The 17,035-nt window shown below is 59.0% G+C and carries 13 protein-coding genes; 2 read left to right on the forward strand and 11 right to left on the reverse strand.

Features of this window, described 5'->3' with window-relative positions; all coding sequences use genetic code 11:
- Positions 1-28 precede the first annotated feature (28 nt).
- The gene (locus tag VNC39_RS05460) at positions 29-760 is read left to right on the forward strand and encodes a sulfite exporter TauE/SafE family protein (protein WP_325396971.1); all 732 of its coding nucleotides are present in this window, start codon (positions 29-31) and stop codon (positions 758-760) included.
- A gap of 86 nt (positions 761-846) precedes the next feature.
- Here VNC39_RS05460 and VNC39_RS05465 read toward each other — a convergent pair whose 3' ends face one another.
- From VNC39_RS05465 to VNC39_RS05490, 6 genes are all read right to left on the reverse strand, one after another.
- Positions 847-2,160, reverse strand: coding sequence for a PQQ-dependent sugar dehydrogenase (locus VNC39_RS05465; RefSeq protein WP_325396973.1), 1,314 nt, complete (start codon positions 2,158-2,160; stop codon positions 847-849).
- A gap of 546 nt (positions 2,161-2,706) precedes the next feature.
- Entirely contained in the window at positions 2,707-4,029 is a 1,323-nt protein-coding gene (locus VNC39_RS05470) for a glycoside hydrolase family 5 protein (RefSeq protein WP_325396975.1), read from the reverse strand.
- 28 nt (positions 4,030-4,057) lie between these two features.
- A complete protein-coding gene (locus VNC39_RS05475) occupies positions 4,058-5,026 on the reverse strand; it encodes a glycosyltransferase family 2 protein (protein WP_325396977.1) in 969 nt (322 codons plus the stop codon).
- Positions 5,023-6,228: a glycosyltransferase gene (locus VNC39_RS05480; protein WP_325396979.1), complete on the reverse strand. Its 1,206-nt coding sequence runs from the start codon at positions 6,226-6,228 to the stop codon at positions 5,023-5,025. The genes VNC39_RS05475 and VNC39_RS05480 overlap by 4 nt, the downstream gene beginning before the upstream one ends.
- Positions 6,225-7,355 (reverse strand): glycosyltransferase, encoded by a 1,131-nt coding sequence (locus tag VNC39_RS05485; RefSeq protein WP_325396981.1) that lies wholly within the window; start codon positions 7,353-7,355, stop codon positions 6,225-6,227. The genes VNC39_RS05480 and VNC39_RS05485 overlap by 4 nt, the downstream gene beginning before the upstream one ends.
- A 42-nt stretch (positions 7,356-7,397) precedes the next feature.
- Positions 7,398-8,507, reverse strand: a complete 1,110-nt coding sequence (locus VNC39_RS05490; RefSeq protein ID WP_325396983.1) for a polysaccharide biosynthesis protein GumK — start codon at positions 8,505-8,507, stop codon at positions 7,398-7,400.
- 385 nt (positions 8,508-8,892) lie between these two features.
- Here VNC39_RS05490 and VNC39_RS05495 point away from each other — a divergent pair, with 385 nt between their 5' ends.
- Positions 8,893-10,164 (forward strand): polysaccharide polymerase, encoded by a 1,272-nt coding sequence (locus VNC39_RS05495; protein ID WP_325396985.1) that lies wholly within the window; start codon positions 8,893-8,895, stop codon positions 10,162-10,164.
- Here the strand turns inward: VNC39_RS05495 and VNC39_RS05500 are convergent.
- From VNC39_RS05500 to VNC39_RS05520, 5 genes are all read right to left on the reverse strand, one after another.
- On the reverse strand, positions 10,155-10,769 hold the full coding sequence (locus VNC39_RS05500; protein ID WP_325396987.1) for a polysaccharide biosynthesis/export family protein: 615 nt from the start codon (positions 10,767-10,769) through the stop codon (positions 10,155-10,157). The two genes, VNC39_RS05495 and VNC39_RS05500, sit on opposite strands and share 10 nt — an antisense overlap.
- 44 nt (positions 10,770-10,813) lie before the next feature.
- The gene (locus VNC39_RS05505) at positions 10,814-12,055 is read right to left on the reverse strand and encodes an outer membrane beta-barrel protein (RefSeq protein WP_325396988.1); all 1,242 of its coding nucleotides are present in this window, start codon (positions 12,053-12,055) and stop codon (positions 10,814-10,816) included.
- 80 nt (positions 12,056-12,135) lie between these two features.
- Positions 12,136-13,626, reverse strand: coding sequence for an oligosaccharide flippase family protein (locus tag VNC39_RS05510; protein ID WP_325396990.1), 1,491 nt, complete (start codon positions 13,624-13,626; stop codon positions 12,136-12,138).
- On the reverse strand, positions 13,623-14,777 hold the full coding sequence (locus VNC39_RS05515; RefSeq protein ID WP_325396992.1) for a glycosyltransferase family 4 protein: 1,155 nt from the start codon (positions 14,775-14,777) through the stop codon (positions 13,623-13,625). Before VNC39_RS05515 ends, VNC39_RS05510 begins: the two co-directional genes overlap by 4 nt.
- 4 nt (positions 14,778-14,781) lie before the next feature.
- A complete protein-coding gene (locus tag VNC39_RS05520) occupies positions 14,782-16,968 on the reverse strand; it encodes a GumC family protein (protein ID WP_325396994.1) in 2,187 nt (728 codons plus the stop codon).
- Positions 16,969-17,035: the final 67 nt, after the last annotated feature.

The following is a 17,035-nucleotide window of genomic DNA, read 5'->3' on the forward strand; positions in this document are numbered from 1 at the left end:
TGCCAACGATTGACGCGACGCGCCGCCCATGACGCTGCTTCAGATCTGCCTCGTCGGCGGCGCCGTCTTCGCCGGAGCGGTGACACAGCGTTTGACTGGACTCGGCTTCGCCATGGTTGCCTCGCCATTGCTGATTCTGGTGCTGGGGCCGTTCCAGGGCGTTCTTCTGGCCAATATCCTCACCTTCACCCTCACCGCGATCATGATCGGCTTCACCTGGCGCCAGGCAGAGCTGGGGCGGTTGGCACTGCTGATCCCGACCTCCCTGCTGGCGGCTTTGCTGGGCGGGCCGGTCGCCAGACATATCCCGCCCTCCTGGCTGCTGACCATCAGCGGTGCGCTGGTGCTCGGCGCGCTGCTGCTGGTGATGGCGATGAAGAACCTCGTGCTATTCCGCGGACATCCCGGCGCGGGCGCGGCGGGGCTGATCAGCGGCTTCATGAACGCCACCGCCGGGGTCGGCGGCCCGGCGATCACGCTTTATGCGCTCAGCATTTCCTGGGAACAGACGAGCTTCTACGCGTCCATGCAGATCTATCTGGCGGCGCTGAATTTCGCCTCTTTCATCACCAAGGGGGCGCCACATCTGCCATTATCCGCCTTGCTGGTGGTGATCGCCATGCTGGCAGGCGGGTTCTGGAGCGGCCGTTACGTGGCGCGCATCGTGCCGCTGGCGTTGGCGCGCAAACTGGTCGTGCTGCTGGCCCTGGCGGGTTCGGCGGCGACGCTGATCAAAGGGCTCAGCCAGCTCGCGGGCTAGGTTTTTGCACTTTCATGCATCCCCTAACACTGTTTGTTAGGGGATGTTAGCGGGCACAATTCATGGGATTTGTGCCCGTATCGTGGTCACGCTCCCGTCACCCGCCAGATCACGTCGCCCACATCGTCTGCCACCAGCACCGCGCCGTCGAGGCCGATCGTCACGCCGACCGGGCGGCCGTATGATACGCGCTCATCCGGTGCCAGGAACCCCGACAGGATATCGCGCGGCGGCCCGGCTGGCACGCCGTTCACGAAGGGCACGAAGACGACCTTATAACCGCTCAGCGTACTGCGGTTCCAGGAACCATGCTGGCCGATGGCCATGCCATCCGGAAAGCCGGGCAGCGTGCCTGCCGGCAACCAGCACAGGCCGAGCGAGGCGGTATGGCCGCCCAGCGCGTAATCCGGCGTAATGGCCGTTGCGACCAGAGCCGGGTCCTGTTTCACCCGGTCATCCACCGTCCGCCCCCAATAGCAATACGGCCAGCCATAAAAGCCGCCATCGCGCACCGAGGTCAGATAATCCGGCGGCGTCTCATCGCCCAACCCGTCGCGCTCGTTGACGACCGTCCAGAGCGCGCCGGTTTGCGGTTCCCATGCCAGACCCACAGGGTTACGCAGCCCGGCCGCGAAGATGCGGCTCTTGCCGGTGATTAAATCGAGCTCGTGGATGGCCGCCCTGCCCACCTCCGCATCCATGCCTTCGTCGCCGATATTGCTGAGCGAGCCGACGCCGATAAAGAGTTTTGTACCGTCCGGGCTCGGCAGCAGACTGCGCGTCCAATGGCCGCCGGGCTTGAAATCCACGAGCTTGCGCCCCGGCGCGGTGATGCGCGTCGCACCCGGGGTATAGGGGAAGGCGACCACGCCATCGGTATTGCCGACATAAAAGGTGTCGCCCAGCAGCGCCATGCCGAAGGGCTGGTTCAGCCCTTCCAGGAATACCTCGCGGATTTCGGCCACGCCGTCACCATCCGCATCCCGCAGCAGGGTGATGCGGTTCGCACTAACGCCCATGGCTGCGGCGCGTTTCATCGTGGCCACCATGGCATAGTCGAAAATCGACCTCGGGGTTCTGGCAACGAACATCGCCTCGGCAACGAGCACGTCGCCATTGGGCAGCACGAGCATCCAGCGCGGATGCGCGAGACCCGCGGCGAATGTATTGACTTTGAGCCCCGGCGCGCAGGTCGGCGCCTGCCCCGCGGACCATCCTTGGGCTGTCGGCATTTTCAGCGTCGGGATGCTGCCCTGAGACTTCGCCGCCGGGATCGCTGGGGTGCTGCCCCAGGCCGGCGCCGGCGCGCCGCCCGCCTGCCGCCGCGCGAGCATCGCAGCACCACCAATCACCGCGACGACGCGCGCAAAAAGATCTGAAAAAGTCTCTGAAACGTTCAACCTGTTATTCTCCCTATTTGCAGTCAAGCTAGCCGAACCCCGGCCGCTTTGAAACCGGGGGCGAACCGACGGCCCTGAGCGCATCGGGCAGCCCTTGACCCTATGCATTGAAGGTCTCACCTCAGGGCACTAGATACCAAAGCTCACGACTGGAGATAACCATGAGAGCGTTGCACAGGTCGCCCGTTTTATCGGGAGCAACCGGCCGATGGGCCGACCTTCGCAGCGATCCCAGCTATGTTAGGGGCTGCCGGCGTCCCGTTCATAGATCAGGATGGTGAAGGGCCACTCCCATCTATGATACTTAGAAAATCTCAGGGCCATGTAGGCTGTATTCTGAGCCTCGTCGGGATGGGCGTTGCCTTTTTAGCTGCGGATCCTCGGAGTTTTTATAATGTCATGCAGTTTTTTGTCTTCGATTACAGCCCGAATCAGCCACTCACCGGCCTCGGCTTAGCTGTAGCCGCGCTCGGCGGCATTATTCTCGCACGTACCGACGAGGGTGGAAAATAACAGGGCCGTTAGGGTTGCGTTGAGCCTTAGCGTTCATTGGCCAGAATGGTGAAGATCCTTGGGCTGGGAAGCCGGCACCTCAACCCGAAAGCTGTAGCCCGCACGCCGTACAACTCCAAACGAATCGCCGCTGTCAGAAGCCCCCTTCCAGGTGGAGTCAACGAGATAAAGTGTGTTCCCCCCCGCCGTCGCGGCGGGTTGAACATGGACGACGTGAAGGCCTGGTGACAGCGGCAACCGGACCGGAACCGCCTGCGGCGGTCCACTCCGCGCAGCCGTAATCATCACAGCCGGGCCGATTTTTTTGCCGTCTATGTCGATTGAAACCGGTATATCCGGTCCACCGGAAGCCTTGGCGAAATACAGGATCTCCGGGGTCATCACGTTTTCGAGTGCCACGAATTGCGGGCGAGCGACACCGGCGATGGGATCAAGACGCATCGGATAATCGGGTTTCCACCAGGCCCCCGCCCCCCATACGGCGACGCCCCAGAAAGCGTCCGGCGCCGACGAGATTTCGGCAAGCATCGTCCGGAATGCGGCCAATCCAGCTTCATCCGGTGGCGCGCCCGTCTCCCCCAGGAACAAACGGACACCGCTCTGCCGTGACCAGGCAATGGCCCTGGCAAGACGCTCAGCGCCGATCGTGGAAGACCCCACAGGCTTGCGGTACGTACCGGTGTCGTCCGGGTCCAGATAGGAATGCAACTCCAATACCCAGTTATGGTCGGGATCTACGATGTTCCCCGAAAACGGCGTCCGCGGCGTGATATCGGCCGCCGAACTCCAATGCGCGTGCGGCACGAGAATCACGCCGCGAAACCCCGCCTGGCGGATGGCAGCGATGGCCTGATTCCAGATTTTTCCGTAATCGGCGTCATCGCCCGCATGCGGCTCGTTCATCAGGCCGATCGCAACGTCGTCATGCCCGAACGTCACGGCAATGCGGCGCATCAAATCGACGTAATCCGCAGCCGCTGCGGGATCGGTAAGGATATCGTGCGGCTTGCCGTCAATGTTATAAAACCCATAGCCGTGCGGATCGAGAACGGTGATCGCCCCGGCCGCGTGGTCCTCGTCGATGATCTTTTCAAGATCGCTCACGATGTCCGGCGCGAGCGGGCCGCGGGCTGTTGGCTGGATGCGGCCGATCTGGAAGGGGATGCGTATCAAGCCCACGCCGTGCGCGAGGTAATAACGCGGATCTGGAACCGAATAATTGCGCTCAGCGATGACGCCTCTTCCAAACTCAAGCCCGCTGTCGCTGACACCCCACAGGATCTGCGGTTCGGATGCCGCGTGGGCAGCTGCCATGCCCGCAAAAATGAACAATAAGGCTATCGAAACTCTGCGCATGAGGGACCTTAATATTGTGAGGCGGCCGTCAGAGTGCCGGAAAGCGGCGACGCATCGCGCGGCCGATCTGACGCAGCATAAAGGGCAGGAAAGCGGGATCTCTTGTGGTTCGCGCGGCAATTTCACCGAAGGCGCCGGCACGCAGCGATGTCGAGATGAAATGAGCGTCGTCCAGTCGCGCCAACCCGCTTGCCCGCTGCTGCAACAGTCCGATCATCTCCGGGTCGGATGCAATACGCGGATCGCGGGCCAGTGTCAGCGCCGCCTCCTTGAGCTTGCGATAGGCAATTGTCGTACGCGTCATCCCCGATGGACGTCCACTCACCGCGCCTTGCCGCTGCGTGTATAAATAAAGCGGCTGCGGCAGAATGCGGAATTGCGCACCGCTGAGCAGCAGCTCCACCACGAGACGAAAATCCTCCCCATGCCTTACGTCGGGATCATAGGCGATATCGCGCTGGATCAAGGCGTCACGCCGGAAGATCGGCTTTAACAGCCCCCAATCAAAACTTCTGCCATCGGCGAGATTATGGGAAAGATAGTCTCGCAGGCTCAGCGGCCTGTCTGGCAGAACGATGGTATCGCCTATCGCGCTAGCGCCAGCACTATCCGCCACGGCATCATAATAAGCCAGGTCATCCGCCACGAAATCGGCCCCGGTTGACTCCGCGAACGCCGTCAATGTGGCAAGACGCGTCGGCGCAAAAGCATCATCGGCGTCCAGTACGGCGAGCCAATCTCCCCGGGCTTGCGCAATCCCGGCATTGCGCGCCGCGGAGGGCCCACCATTGCGCGCCATCGCGATGACTTTGATCGTGGGATGTTCCCGCACGGCCGCGTCCAGAACGGCGCGCGTGCCATCGGTCGAACAATCATCGACGATCAGAATTTCACGCGGTGGCAGCGTTTGCGTCAACGCGGATGCGATCGCACGGCTGATAAAGGCTTCGGCGTTATAGGCGGCAATAATGACGGAGACGCTGGCTTCACCCATCATGCGCGAAAGCCCGCGACCCGGTCATAGAGCGTTTCCAGCGCCGCCGTATGCCGGCGCAATTCGTGCGATTGTGCCACGAATACAGGACCTGCCGCAGAAAACCTTTCTGCCAAAGCATCATCTGTCAATAATCTGGCAAGCCGATCGACCATGGTTTCTACATCGCGTTCGGCGAAGGCGTACCCTGTCTCGCCATCGATGATCCCTTCTGTAGCCCCGCCCCTGGCCGAGGTCACAACGGGGACGCCGCTGGCCTGCGCTTCTAAGATGACCAAAGGGAGACCTTCCGCATCACCGCTTTCGGCCGTGATGCTCGGCAAGCACAGAACGCGCGCCTCCACCAGCAACGCCTGCGCCTGCTCCCGGGAAAAAGCACCCACAAAACGCACGCCACCGATAGCTTCCGCGCGTACGGAAAGCGCCGAACGTTCCGGCCCATCACCTGCGATCACCAGCCTGGCCTCTGGCAGTTGCCGACGCAGCGCCTCAAATGCGTCAAGCAGGTAAGAAGCGCCTTTCTTTTCCACGAGACGTCCTAGGAACAGGATCGTCGGTGGCCGTTGACCGACCGGAACGCCCTTGCGGAGGAAGCGTCGCGTGTCGATCCCGATCGGTTGTACAAAAATCCGCTCCCGCGGTAAGCCGGCGGCAATCGCGGCCTCGCGTATATTCTCCGAGATCGCGACAAAGCTAACGCTCGGCTGCGCGGCGAGTCGGGCAAGACGGCTCGGATAGGCTTTCCACCGGCGCCCTGCGCGGCCTTCCGCAAACCATCGCATATGGGTCGTGATGTCCGACCCGTGCAGCGTCACCAATAGAGGCACGCCAAGCCGCTCCGCAACCGGCCAGGCCTCCACGCCATCGAAACCAAAATGTGCATGGATCAGATTGGGCCGTTGCTGCTGTATAAGCGTGACGAAGCCAGGTGCGGCACGATTGAATTGGCGCCAAACCGCACCTTCGAGACGCTGAAAAAATCGCGGCGCACCGCGATATCGTGTTGCTACTTCCAAGCCATCCAGCGACAATCCGTCGATCTGACGCTCGCCCACAAGAACCGGCTGCCAACGGCGCAAAGCGAGTGCCTGATCACGTACAAAAGTTTCCGATAAAGGAAGTATCTGCGTGCGACAAATCGCCACAACACGCCGATCATTGATGGCCTCCTGCTCTCTTGCAGCGACGCGCTTGATCTCCATCATGCTTGCCCAGTGCTGAGCGTGCGCAAATACGTCCGTCCACGCCGGCACGCACGGTCGCCTCCGGAGGAAGGACGGCCGAAACGCGCGATCACGGGGGCCAACAGCAATCCCAATGCCAGATCCTTTGTCATCGCTTTTGCGCCAAACGTCCAAAAACCTGATTCACCATAAGCGCCGCGGCGATATAGCCGCATAAAAGCGGCTACCCTGTCGGGCAATCCCGCAGAGCAGAGCAGCGCGCGATCGGCGTAAAGCGGACCAAGCTTGCTCCAGGCTGCCGCGGCTTCGGCAGATCGCCAACGCAGGTGCGGCGAAAGCGTCTCCAGCGTCGATAAACGGGAAAACAACTGCGCATCAATCGGCGCTACACGCGCCAAATGGCGATAGGTATTGGACCTGTCTTCGAGTCGATAGCGCCATCGATCTAAAAAGCTGGGCATTGTTCTCTTGCCAGACCCGAATGTGTTGCCGGCATGCAGCCGGTATTCAGTCAGCTCATCGTCAAGATAGCAGATGCTGCCAAGCCCGGAGGCGATAAGGAAGAAAAACAAATCATGCGCCATGGCCTCGCCGGGGTGAAGGTGATCCTCCATTGGCCCCCACAGATCGGCAGCCGGCAAAAGATCCGCACGAAACGTCTGGGTGAATCCATAGGAATACATCCAAGGCGACAGGGTCAGCCGGGGCGAAATGCGCGGAATGGGCTCGACATAGAACGGCGAGATCGGCCGGCGCTGCGCATCCACAATGCAGGAATTATGGAACGTCAACAGCACATCGGAATCTGCAAAGCACGGCACGACCCGGCTGAGATTCTCGGGAGACCAGACATCGTCCTGATCGCAAAAAGAGATCAACTGGCTGGTGCAGCGCCGGGCGACATTCAGGAAATTGACGCGATAGCCAAGACGCTCTGGATTTCTATGGATGTGAACCGGAAACGGCGCATGGCGCGCAAAGCGCTCCAGGATTTCCAATGTGCCGTCAGTAGATCCATCATCTCCAATCACCAGCTCGGCGGGCGGAAGAGTTTGTCCAGCCAAACTGTCGAGTTGCTCCTGCAAATATTTCGCGCCGTTATACGTCGTCATCGCGATCGAGACGCTCGTCGGGACCGTCTCGCTCATGTGCATACACCGGTGATTTCACGGGATATTGCGGCGTTCGCCTCAGAGCTTAACATCTGCAAACTCCCGCGGGCTGAGAATGCGATCAACGACCCCGCTCCAAGGCATCACATCCACGGTGATCTCCTGTCGATTGTCGAGCGCGCGCTGTATCGCTGACGTGATCGATTCGCTATCTCCCGGTACATAGCCGAACCTTCCTGGTGTGTCGCCCAGGGCGAAGTTTGGGCAAACAGCAGGAATGCCAAACAGGCCGAATTGCCGAAGTTTCAGCGACGTATCGATGAGATAAATCGGCGTATTGACATCAAGATAGGGTGCGACGCCAAAAGCCGCATGCTGGAGATAGGGCAGTGTGTCCGCAAACGCCATCTCCGGATGGATGATGATGTTCGGCGCTTGTAACCCTGCGGCCGCCTTCCCCGCCCCGATAATGTGGAAGTCGATATTCGGAAACGCACCCGACGCCACACGAAAGAAGGCCGTATCGAACAGCATCGAGCCGACTGAGACACAGCCGCGCCGGCCATTATAAGGGCTCGGATATCGTGGCTCGGCAATCGACCGATCGATCCCATGCGGCACGAGGATCGAGGTTGCGCCGTGCGGCATGCCGGGCAGCAAATAGCGCGACGGGAGCCGCACCGTGTCTATCATGTCGAAATTACGGATAAAGTCGCGCTTGATCGTGGCTGCGCATCCCACGACATCCAGATCATCTGACGCGAGATAGACGATTCGCGCCTTGGGATTCATTTGCCGTATATCGGCGACAAAAACCGCCGCCATCCCCGACTCAACAAACACGATTTCAGCCTCGCGGATCCACTGGCGCGGAACACGCGGAATCATGCGGCGATAGGCGCTGAACAGCGCCGATTCGAGAGGGGCGAGCATTTGGCGCCGCATGGCAAAGGGATGCCAGGCCGTTTTCCACAAATAACATTCCACACCACCTGCCACGACCTCGACGCGATTGGCGCGATCGCGAAGGCTGGACCGCGTATCTCCGCGATGCTGCGAGAGGCGGGAAAGGCCAATCGAAAAAAATCGTGTCACGCCTCGCTTGGCCATTTCTGCGGCAATGAAATGCACACTGGCTTTCCGAAGGCTTCGGAAATCATGAACGGAGATGAACAAAGCGTTAGACATCTGGGTTACATCTCAATCGTCTTGATGCCATAAACGATTCACCCTCATGAAATTCCCTGGGCATCTGACAACACATAGCTGCCAAAACTCCACAACAACATTCATCATATCCCACGCATTGAGGGTGATGATGCCGATCTCCGTTCGTTAGTCTATGGGACCGTAATACACCCCGCAAGCGCAATCCATTCATTCCATTATTAATATCTCGATATGGATGCCTGCTCACTTTCCTGAAATTGCAAGATGACTCACGCATCATTCTTATATACGTAAGGGTCAAATGGGGATTGTCTGTACCGAAACGCGGCATCGATCCGTCACCGGCCGGACACGCGTCGGCAGCCATCCCGAAAGACCTTATTGTAACCGGAGCATGAGACCTATGGAACAGGCGATCGCACAGAACACGCGACTTATCCCCGCGCGATCTGTCGTCGCCGCGCCCCAAAGCGGATCATACCTCGTGTTTACGGCGCTATGTTTCAACATGGTGCTCTGCTTTATCAGCACGCTTGGCCATATTCACATGTCGAACGCCGTTGTCATCGTTTGCGAGATGACGATCCTTACGGCAGGCCTCTGTGTCATCCGCCGTCTGATCTCCGATCAGGCCGTTCGGGTCAGCGGCGTCATGGCGGCTTTCCTCATCGGGCTGCGTTTCATCAACCCCAGTTTAGATCTAAAAATCCTTCATGATATCGCCATCATGTATATTTTCTATGAACTCGGCACGCTCGCGACGGCCCAAGAGGGAAGCCGCGTATTGTGGATTGCCATGGCAATCGTCGTTCCGATCGGTCTGTTCGAAGCACTTTTTCCCACGCAGTTCGGGGCGATGTTCGACGTGTGGTCCTATTATGTCGACAAGGGTGTGATCAGCACGTCGACGATCAATTACTCTCACACCACCGCCTTCATCAGCGGCAGCCGTGGCGGCCAAGAGACCAGAACCTTTCTTCCATCCCTGCTTGGACCGGCACGCTTCTCGTCGGTATTTCTTGAACCCGTTTCAATGGGCAATTTTTCAGTCATTGCGTTTGCATGGTGCCTCAGCACGCGGATAGGGTCCTGGCAAATGCGCGGGATTCTGGTCGTCCTTGCAGGGGCTTGTGCGGTATTGGGCGATTCACGCTTTGCCTTCGCCTGCTGGAGTCTGATGTTGGTGTTCCGCATATCGCCATTCTGGCGCTCGGGCTTCGCGGTGTTCTGCCTGCCACTGCTTGCCATGCTCGGTCTTCTGGTCGTGGGTTCATTGCACGAGCTGCCCGGAATCGTGCCTGCGATCGTCATCGACGATTTCTCCGGAAGACTGCTATTCTCCGGCCGATTGCTGGACTATTGGGGCTTACCGCAATGGTTCGGCCTGCAGGCCTCGCAGGTTTATACGTCCGATACGGGCTATGCCTACGTGATCAACAATCTCGGGCTTCCCCTCACGCTGTTTCTGCTCGGAATCTTCGCGTTTCACAGACCCAAGACGACGGAAGCAATGTCGATGAAGGCGATGATCGCTGTCTATATGGCGGCCTCGCTTTGTATCGGCGCGAATATGTTCACGATCAAAACTGCCGCCATATGTTGGTTCCTATATGGCGCCGCGAATGTCACGCCACGCGCTTTGGGACGAGACACGCCACAGCAATTTCAAAAATAGCGCTCATAAATCGTGATCACGTCACCGGGTTCCAGTCTGGACCCCGGACCGACTTTGCCCTTCATGGCATAGGCTGAACCGCGGCCTGCCGTCCGCCAATCCGAGGCATAGCCGGTTACCGCACGATAGGTAAAACCACCGGCCAAGGCTACGGCATCGAGCGTGGTCATTCCCGGCTGGTAGGGGTACTGACCGGGATGGTTGACCTCGCCAAGCACCGAAATCGGACGGTACTGGACGACCTCGACCGATACGCTCGGTTGATTGACGAGCTTGCTGTTTTCGAGTGATGCGGTGATTTCAGACGCGACCTGATTGGCCGTATGGCCGGAGGCCATCACAGTCCCAATCAAGGGAAACGCGATTTTACCGTCCTCGCCGACCGTAAACGTATTGCTGAGCTGCGTCTCGTCATACGTGATGACCCGTATCTGGTCACCAGGTCCAAGTTGGTAGCCCTCATCTGGTGGAGATGTCAGCATCGCCAGGTTTTGGCCGGACACGCAGCCCACAAGGGCGAGCATCACCGGGAGAACGAGCACGCGCCGGGCCGCACGCGGAACAGCGCCGAACGCGGAATTTTTATCGGTTTTTGCAAAGCGCATTCTGGATTCCTGACTTTAGGGCAGATTGTTGATCAAGAGCTTTCCTATTCGAAAATGCTGATTCCCAAAAGAAACGTATGGCTGGTAAAGCGATTGTCTCCGGCTTCGAAAGTACCGATGGGCGCGCCGCTATCCACGCCTCTGCTGTATCCATAACCAAGCGTACCTCTTAAATGACGGTTGATGTTCCAGAGCGCACTGGCACCTAAATTCAACTGCGTCTGGGTATTCTCACCGAAGCCGGAAATATTGGACCGTGAGACGCTCTGGCCGCCGCCCACATATCCCGTAAGGAACAGGTTGGTTTTGAGCTCATGGTCGAGTTCCACCCGCAGGTTGGTGACGATCTGGTTGCTTGCGAAAGGCGAGGTCGGGTCATCCTGCTCGCGCGTCGCGGTGGCCGTGACCGTGTCCAATTCGGTCGGCGTCCAAACGCCGTCGAGTTCGAATGTGGGCGTGGTAACGGTCTGCGCCGCGTTCCCCTGAAAGCTACGGCTTTCAAGACCGACCAGGGCGCGAAACTGGATGACGCGGTTGCCACGAAAATCGAGGCCGGCAAAGCCCCCGAAATCCGTATAATTGTCGCTCGGGGCCGTCTGGAATTGTGCCTGGGACGTCCGCAAGATCACGACAGCAGCGTCGCCCGGGGAAAATTCATATCTGGTCGTGATCATCCCACTCTCGGTTTTGTGGTCGAGCGAGTTATAATCAATCGCAACCCTGCCGGTAGACTGCCCGAAGGTGAAATTCTGAAATTCAAGGGAGGGCGTGACGCTGAAGCGGCCGAAGAGCTTGATGTAGGAAATCCTGAGATCATCGATGGAATAAGGTACGGGGGTCACCACGCCCAAGACACCGAGATCAGTCGCGGCCAGATTCAAAGCGCGATGTGCAAATGAAATTGTCGCCGTATCGTTGCCCAGCGTCAGAGCACCACCCGTAGCGGCCGTCCAGTTCGTGTAACTCGCGGATGGCAAATCCAAAAAACGGCGATTGTCGACGCTCAAGGAGGCACCGAGCGCATCCCGCCCCCAATCTGAATTGGCGCGGATGCCGGCATTGGTGTCAATCTCGGTGCTGCCGGAATTTGGCGTGCCCAACGTGTTGGAATCATAGCCAGCGGTCTCGGATAGCTCCGGGCGGATCACAAAATCGCCGACTTCGACACCTTCGGCCTGATCCTGAGCCTCCATGCGGTCTACCACGGAAGCACTGAAATTCGGGGAATAGCCTGGTATGTCCGCGGGAAAATATTGCTGGATCAACTGTGCATGAGCATCCTTCACGGCACAGCTCGCTCCACAGATCACAACGGCCGCGAACAGCCATATGTCGGCCCGCCTCGGCGCCAAAATCCCGAACATGCTTAGACCGAGTCGTGCTGTGACAGAGCTGTGGTACGTAAAACACCGAAGCGCCGCGTCGTCTGCAATACCAGACCACGCGCGATCGGGTCGAGAATCATCGCCAAGATAGCAAAGGCCAGCGAGAGGCAAACCGCCAGAATCAAGGTCGCGACCGTCGACATCGGAACCACCCTGACGATGAGCAAAGAACCGGCCATGAGTAAAACGGCAGGCAGTACCCGCCAAGGTCGGTCTGGAATGCAGCCGCTCAGCAGGTGGAGTACGATGCAGTTTGCGGTCACCCGCAACGTCCAGGCAAGTGCCGCGCCGGGCAAACCCAGCCGCGTTGTCAGAAACCATAACACCAGAAAAAATGGCACGATCTCCGCAACACCGACTATGGCCGTAACATGCGGCTTGCCACGCGCCTGTAAGAACCCGTAAGGAAGAAATGCGACACCATTTGTCCAGGCCCCAAACATCAAAATTTGTGCGACCGGTTCGGAGGACACCGCGAAATGACGGCCGATCCAAAGCCTGAGGAACGGCCCACAAAGCAGGATTCCTGGACCGCAGACCATCCCGAAGCCATAAAGAAGCGTGATCGTCGCCCGGCGTGTGACGTCGACGGCGTCATCATGCGAACTGCGCGAATTGCGCGGGAATAACGTACGGGATAGCGACGTCGCAAATATCTGCGAGCGTTGGGCGAGGTTCATCGGCACCGAGTAAATGGCCACCGACGCCGCACCGAGCATCGCGCCAATAATCAACTGGTTTGACGTGTCAAAAAGCGGGTTAAGCAGACTGGAAACCGTGACCCACGAGCCATAGCCGAACAGCTTGCGCACCCAGTCCAGGCTTACATCAAATAGGCTAATGGGCCATTCAATTTTTATCACGATGGCGTAGGCGAGCGCCACTGTCACCAAACGCACCAGCAACGTTGCCGGGATGACCACGTCAAGGCTAGGGCCGATCACATAGGCGCAAATCAGCGGAATGATTTGGCCGCCTATGGTGCCAAAGCTGCTCAGCACGTTCGACATCAGGAATTTTTCGCGTGACTCCAAAGCGCCCGTGGAGACACCTGAGAGCATACCCAGCGGCAACATTGCCGCCATCCAGGGATAGGCGTGGCGCGTCTCTACCATCAGGCTGTCGGGGATCTTCACGATATGCAGAAGCACCACGTGGCCGACAGCGTAAAGCAGGAGCCCACCGGCCAGCCCAAGGCTAAGATTGCAACAGAACGCCGTCACCAATACCGGGGAGCGATCGCGCGACGATCCATGGCCGAGCTTTGCGAGGGCGTTCGCCGAGGCGCGCGAGAGGCCGAAATCCAGGAACCCAAAATAGCCCAGCAAAACCCAGGTAATCGTGACGACACCATACCGCGCCAGACCAATCTGATGGATATAAAATGGGACGGTCCCGAGCGAAGTGGCGATCGGTAAAAGCGCACCGACGACGTTGTACGTAAGATTGGCGGAGAATGTTTTCCCGCTCATACGCCAGATCTCAGCGTCGCGGTGACCGGCACACCATGCGTAGGCCCGACCGCTTCGGCATATATGTCTGCATATCGGGCGGCGACCTCCTCCCAATCGTACCGGCGTACCGCGTCCATCGTCTGCGCTCGGCGTCGCGTGTAACTTGCCGCATCATCCAGCACGTTCTCCTGCACGAGCGCGGCGGCGCCGGCCGGATCGCCAGGGTCGACGATAAGGCCGATTTTGGTGTCGTCAACGAGTCGACGGAATGGCGCAATGTCGCTTAAGATCGGCAACAATCCAGCTGACATCGCCTCCACGGCGGCGAGCCCGAAGCCCTCATAGCTGGAAAGACATGCAGAAAAACTCGCCTCTCCGATCAGCAATCGCAGTTGTGCGTCGCTCGGGTTGAGGACGAAGCGCACCGCATGTTGGACGCCCGCGTCATCGGCCATCGCTCTTAGCTGTTCGGTCGTCTGGTCGGCATCTCGCCCGGCGACGATCAATCGCCATGCCGGGTCGAGCGCGCACAGCCGCGCCAGGATGGGAAAAAGCTGGCCGATCCTCTTATGTTGCGCAAAGCGGCCAAAACAGATGATCGTACGAGTCTGAACCTGTGCCGAAGCACACGTAAATCTTGCCTGGTCAATGCCATTCTCGATCACCGCCAGCCGGTGTCCAGCACGAGACCGGAACAACTCCGCATCACTGTGGCTGCACGCGACGATGCGATGATAAGCCTGGATCGACGCACGCGTGACGGTATTGAACCAAAGCTTCTTGGCCACGGCGTGCTGCGCCGTATGAAAGAACCCACCATGGGTCGAGGCAATCATTGCCCCCCGGTGGAGGGGGCGCGTGAGCGCCAGGTAATCAAAGAAAAAATCAATGGCATGCACATGCACCACATCGGCTGACTGCAAATGCCACAGCACCGAAGGTACAAGCGGGTAACGTGACGACCCCCGCCATGGGAGGCGGTGAATCGGAATACCTGCTACGACGTCCTCGGATGGAAGGATCTCAGGGCGCCCAAAAACACGATTCATGGTCACGACGCGGGCATCGATTCCAAGCCGCCCCCGCTGGGCGCGCGCAAGGTTGAGGACGGATGTCTCTAACCCGCCGACGGATGGGCTGAACTGCCGAACAACATGGATAATTTTCAAAGATTTAACCCTGAGAACCGTAAAGGCGGCTGATCAATTTCATCTCGCGCCGATTATAGTCATCGCCGAAAGCCTGTGGAGAGTTTTGGTCCACCATTGATACGACGACGCCCGAAACACGTGCACCGAAGGTTTGCAAACGATTCAGGGACGCTGACACGGCTTTTCGAGATGCAAGCTGCCAGCGGCAGACAAAAATGGCCTGATCCGCGATGCTGCCGTGTACCAAGCCATCAGTCATTGCCAGAAGAGGCGGACTATCAATAATGATCAGGTTGTATGACTTCTTCAGGGCGCCGATCGCACTCCGTAAGCGCGCGATCTCCTCGACGCCGACGGGACCTGACATGGCCTTTCCGGCCGAGATAAAATCAATCTTGGTTTCTAAATCGGTCTGAATGACCTCAGATGCCGTCACGCGGCCAGAAAGCAGGTCGGTCATGCCAAGTTTAGACGCCGTCGATGAATTTTGCATCAATGCGCCGCGGCGATGATCACCATCGATCACCAATACGGATTTTCCGGCCTGGCGCATCGTCATCGCGAGCCAGACGGCGAGCGTGCTTTTTCCTTCCAATGGATTCGCGGAGGCCACCAGCACGGAGCGCGATCCACCTTCACTCGCCGCGAGCAGAGAAAGCTTCATGGCAAGTCCACGCACCGCTTCACTCGTTCGCGAGAACGGATCGTCGATGACGTGTCGGGCAACCGGATGGTTCCTTTGTGCCGCAACATAAGGGACTACGGCCAACAGAGGCAACTGCACGCTGCCGGCCAAATCCTCAGGCTTCTCGAAACCTACCGAAAAATAGTCTTTGATAAACGTCGCCGCCGCACCGGCCACCAGGGCCACCACAAAGACGGCAAGAAAGAGCTTCGGCTTATTCGGAAAAGTGGGACGCGCAGGGATATTGGCGTGGGACACAAAAACAACGGGCGGCTCTAAAAGTGCAGCACGATCAACCACGTCATTCGAATGTTCCAAAAACGTCTCATACACCGCTCGCGCACTCGCCGCCTCCTGCGTGAGGCTGCGATATTCCGCCTGCGGCGAACTCTGGGCTGCAGCCTGCGCGCGCAGCGTGTTGAGGTTCTCCGTCAGCTGCCGCACCTCGGCGCGCGCCGAAACAAGGTTGGCACCGATGGAATGTAAGGCCGCCCCAATCTGACTGTTCAACGTTGCCCGCGCTGCCGCGATCTGTGAGTCTAACGCCTTGATCTTTGGGTAATTGCCGCCGAACTCCGTCGCAAGCTGGTTACGCGTCGTTTCCAGCTGCATGAGGTTGCTCGCGGCGGCCACGAGAATCGGCTGCTCGGACAAACTAACCACGGCCGTCTCGTCGCCATGCTGCGCCGCGTCGTGCAGCGCATCCGCCTGCGCCTGAGCCGCTGCAAGCCGCGCTTGGGCCGCCCCTAGGCTCGCCGCCATGTCGGAAATCTGGCGATCCACGAGCGGATCTGGCGTCGTCTCGCCGCCCGCATTGGTGAGATCATGGCTGACACTGAACGCGTCCGCCGTATTCACGGCATCAAGCCAGCGCCGCCGCAGGTCTGCCGTCCGCGTATCGAGCCAGGTCGCTACGCCGTTTAAATTCGCCGTCTGCCGCGCCAGATCGATCCGCTGATAATTCTGCACCACCGCATCCGCCAACATCGCCGCTCGCTCGCCCGTATTCGCCGTGACACTAACGTTAATCACTTGCGATTGAAGCTTTGGAACAACCGCCAGCGACACCAGGAAACCGTCGATCTCAGCCTGTTGCTTCGCTGTTTCATCCGCCGGTGTGATTACCGGGCAGAGGAAGGAAATTCCGGCACGGCAGAGCGCCCTTCTGATGCTGAATCCCGGCTTTGACGCCGGCGGCGGAAATTGCGCGAGCACGGCGGCGGCAACGTCTCGAGATTGCATCATCGACGCTTCCGTTGTCGGCAACTCATCGTCATCGGCCTGACTGGCGGTTCCCTGCCCGATCGGCGCCAGAGGGTCGGCAAGCTGGGGCGGAATCGCCACCGTGGCGGTCGCCGTATAGGTCGGCTTCAACAATTCCACGGCACCGCCGCCAACGACCAAAACGGTAATCGCGCAGGCGAAAAACAGGCCAATATTAGCCCGCCAGACACGCAATATCCGCCTAACCGTATCACCCCTGGAAAAGGGATCGGCAGAGGGCCTATACGCAATGTCGGGCATTCTTTCGTTCACGATCTCAGGGCCAATTTTCTTTACGAGTCCAATCCGATGTTACCACATAGCCAAC

It is taken from the genome of Acidocella sp. (genome assembly GCF_035535915.1).
In the GTDB taxonomy this organism is placed as follows: domain Bacteria; phylum Pseudomonadota; class Alphaproteobacteria; order Acetobacterales; family Acetobacteraceae; genus Acidocella.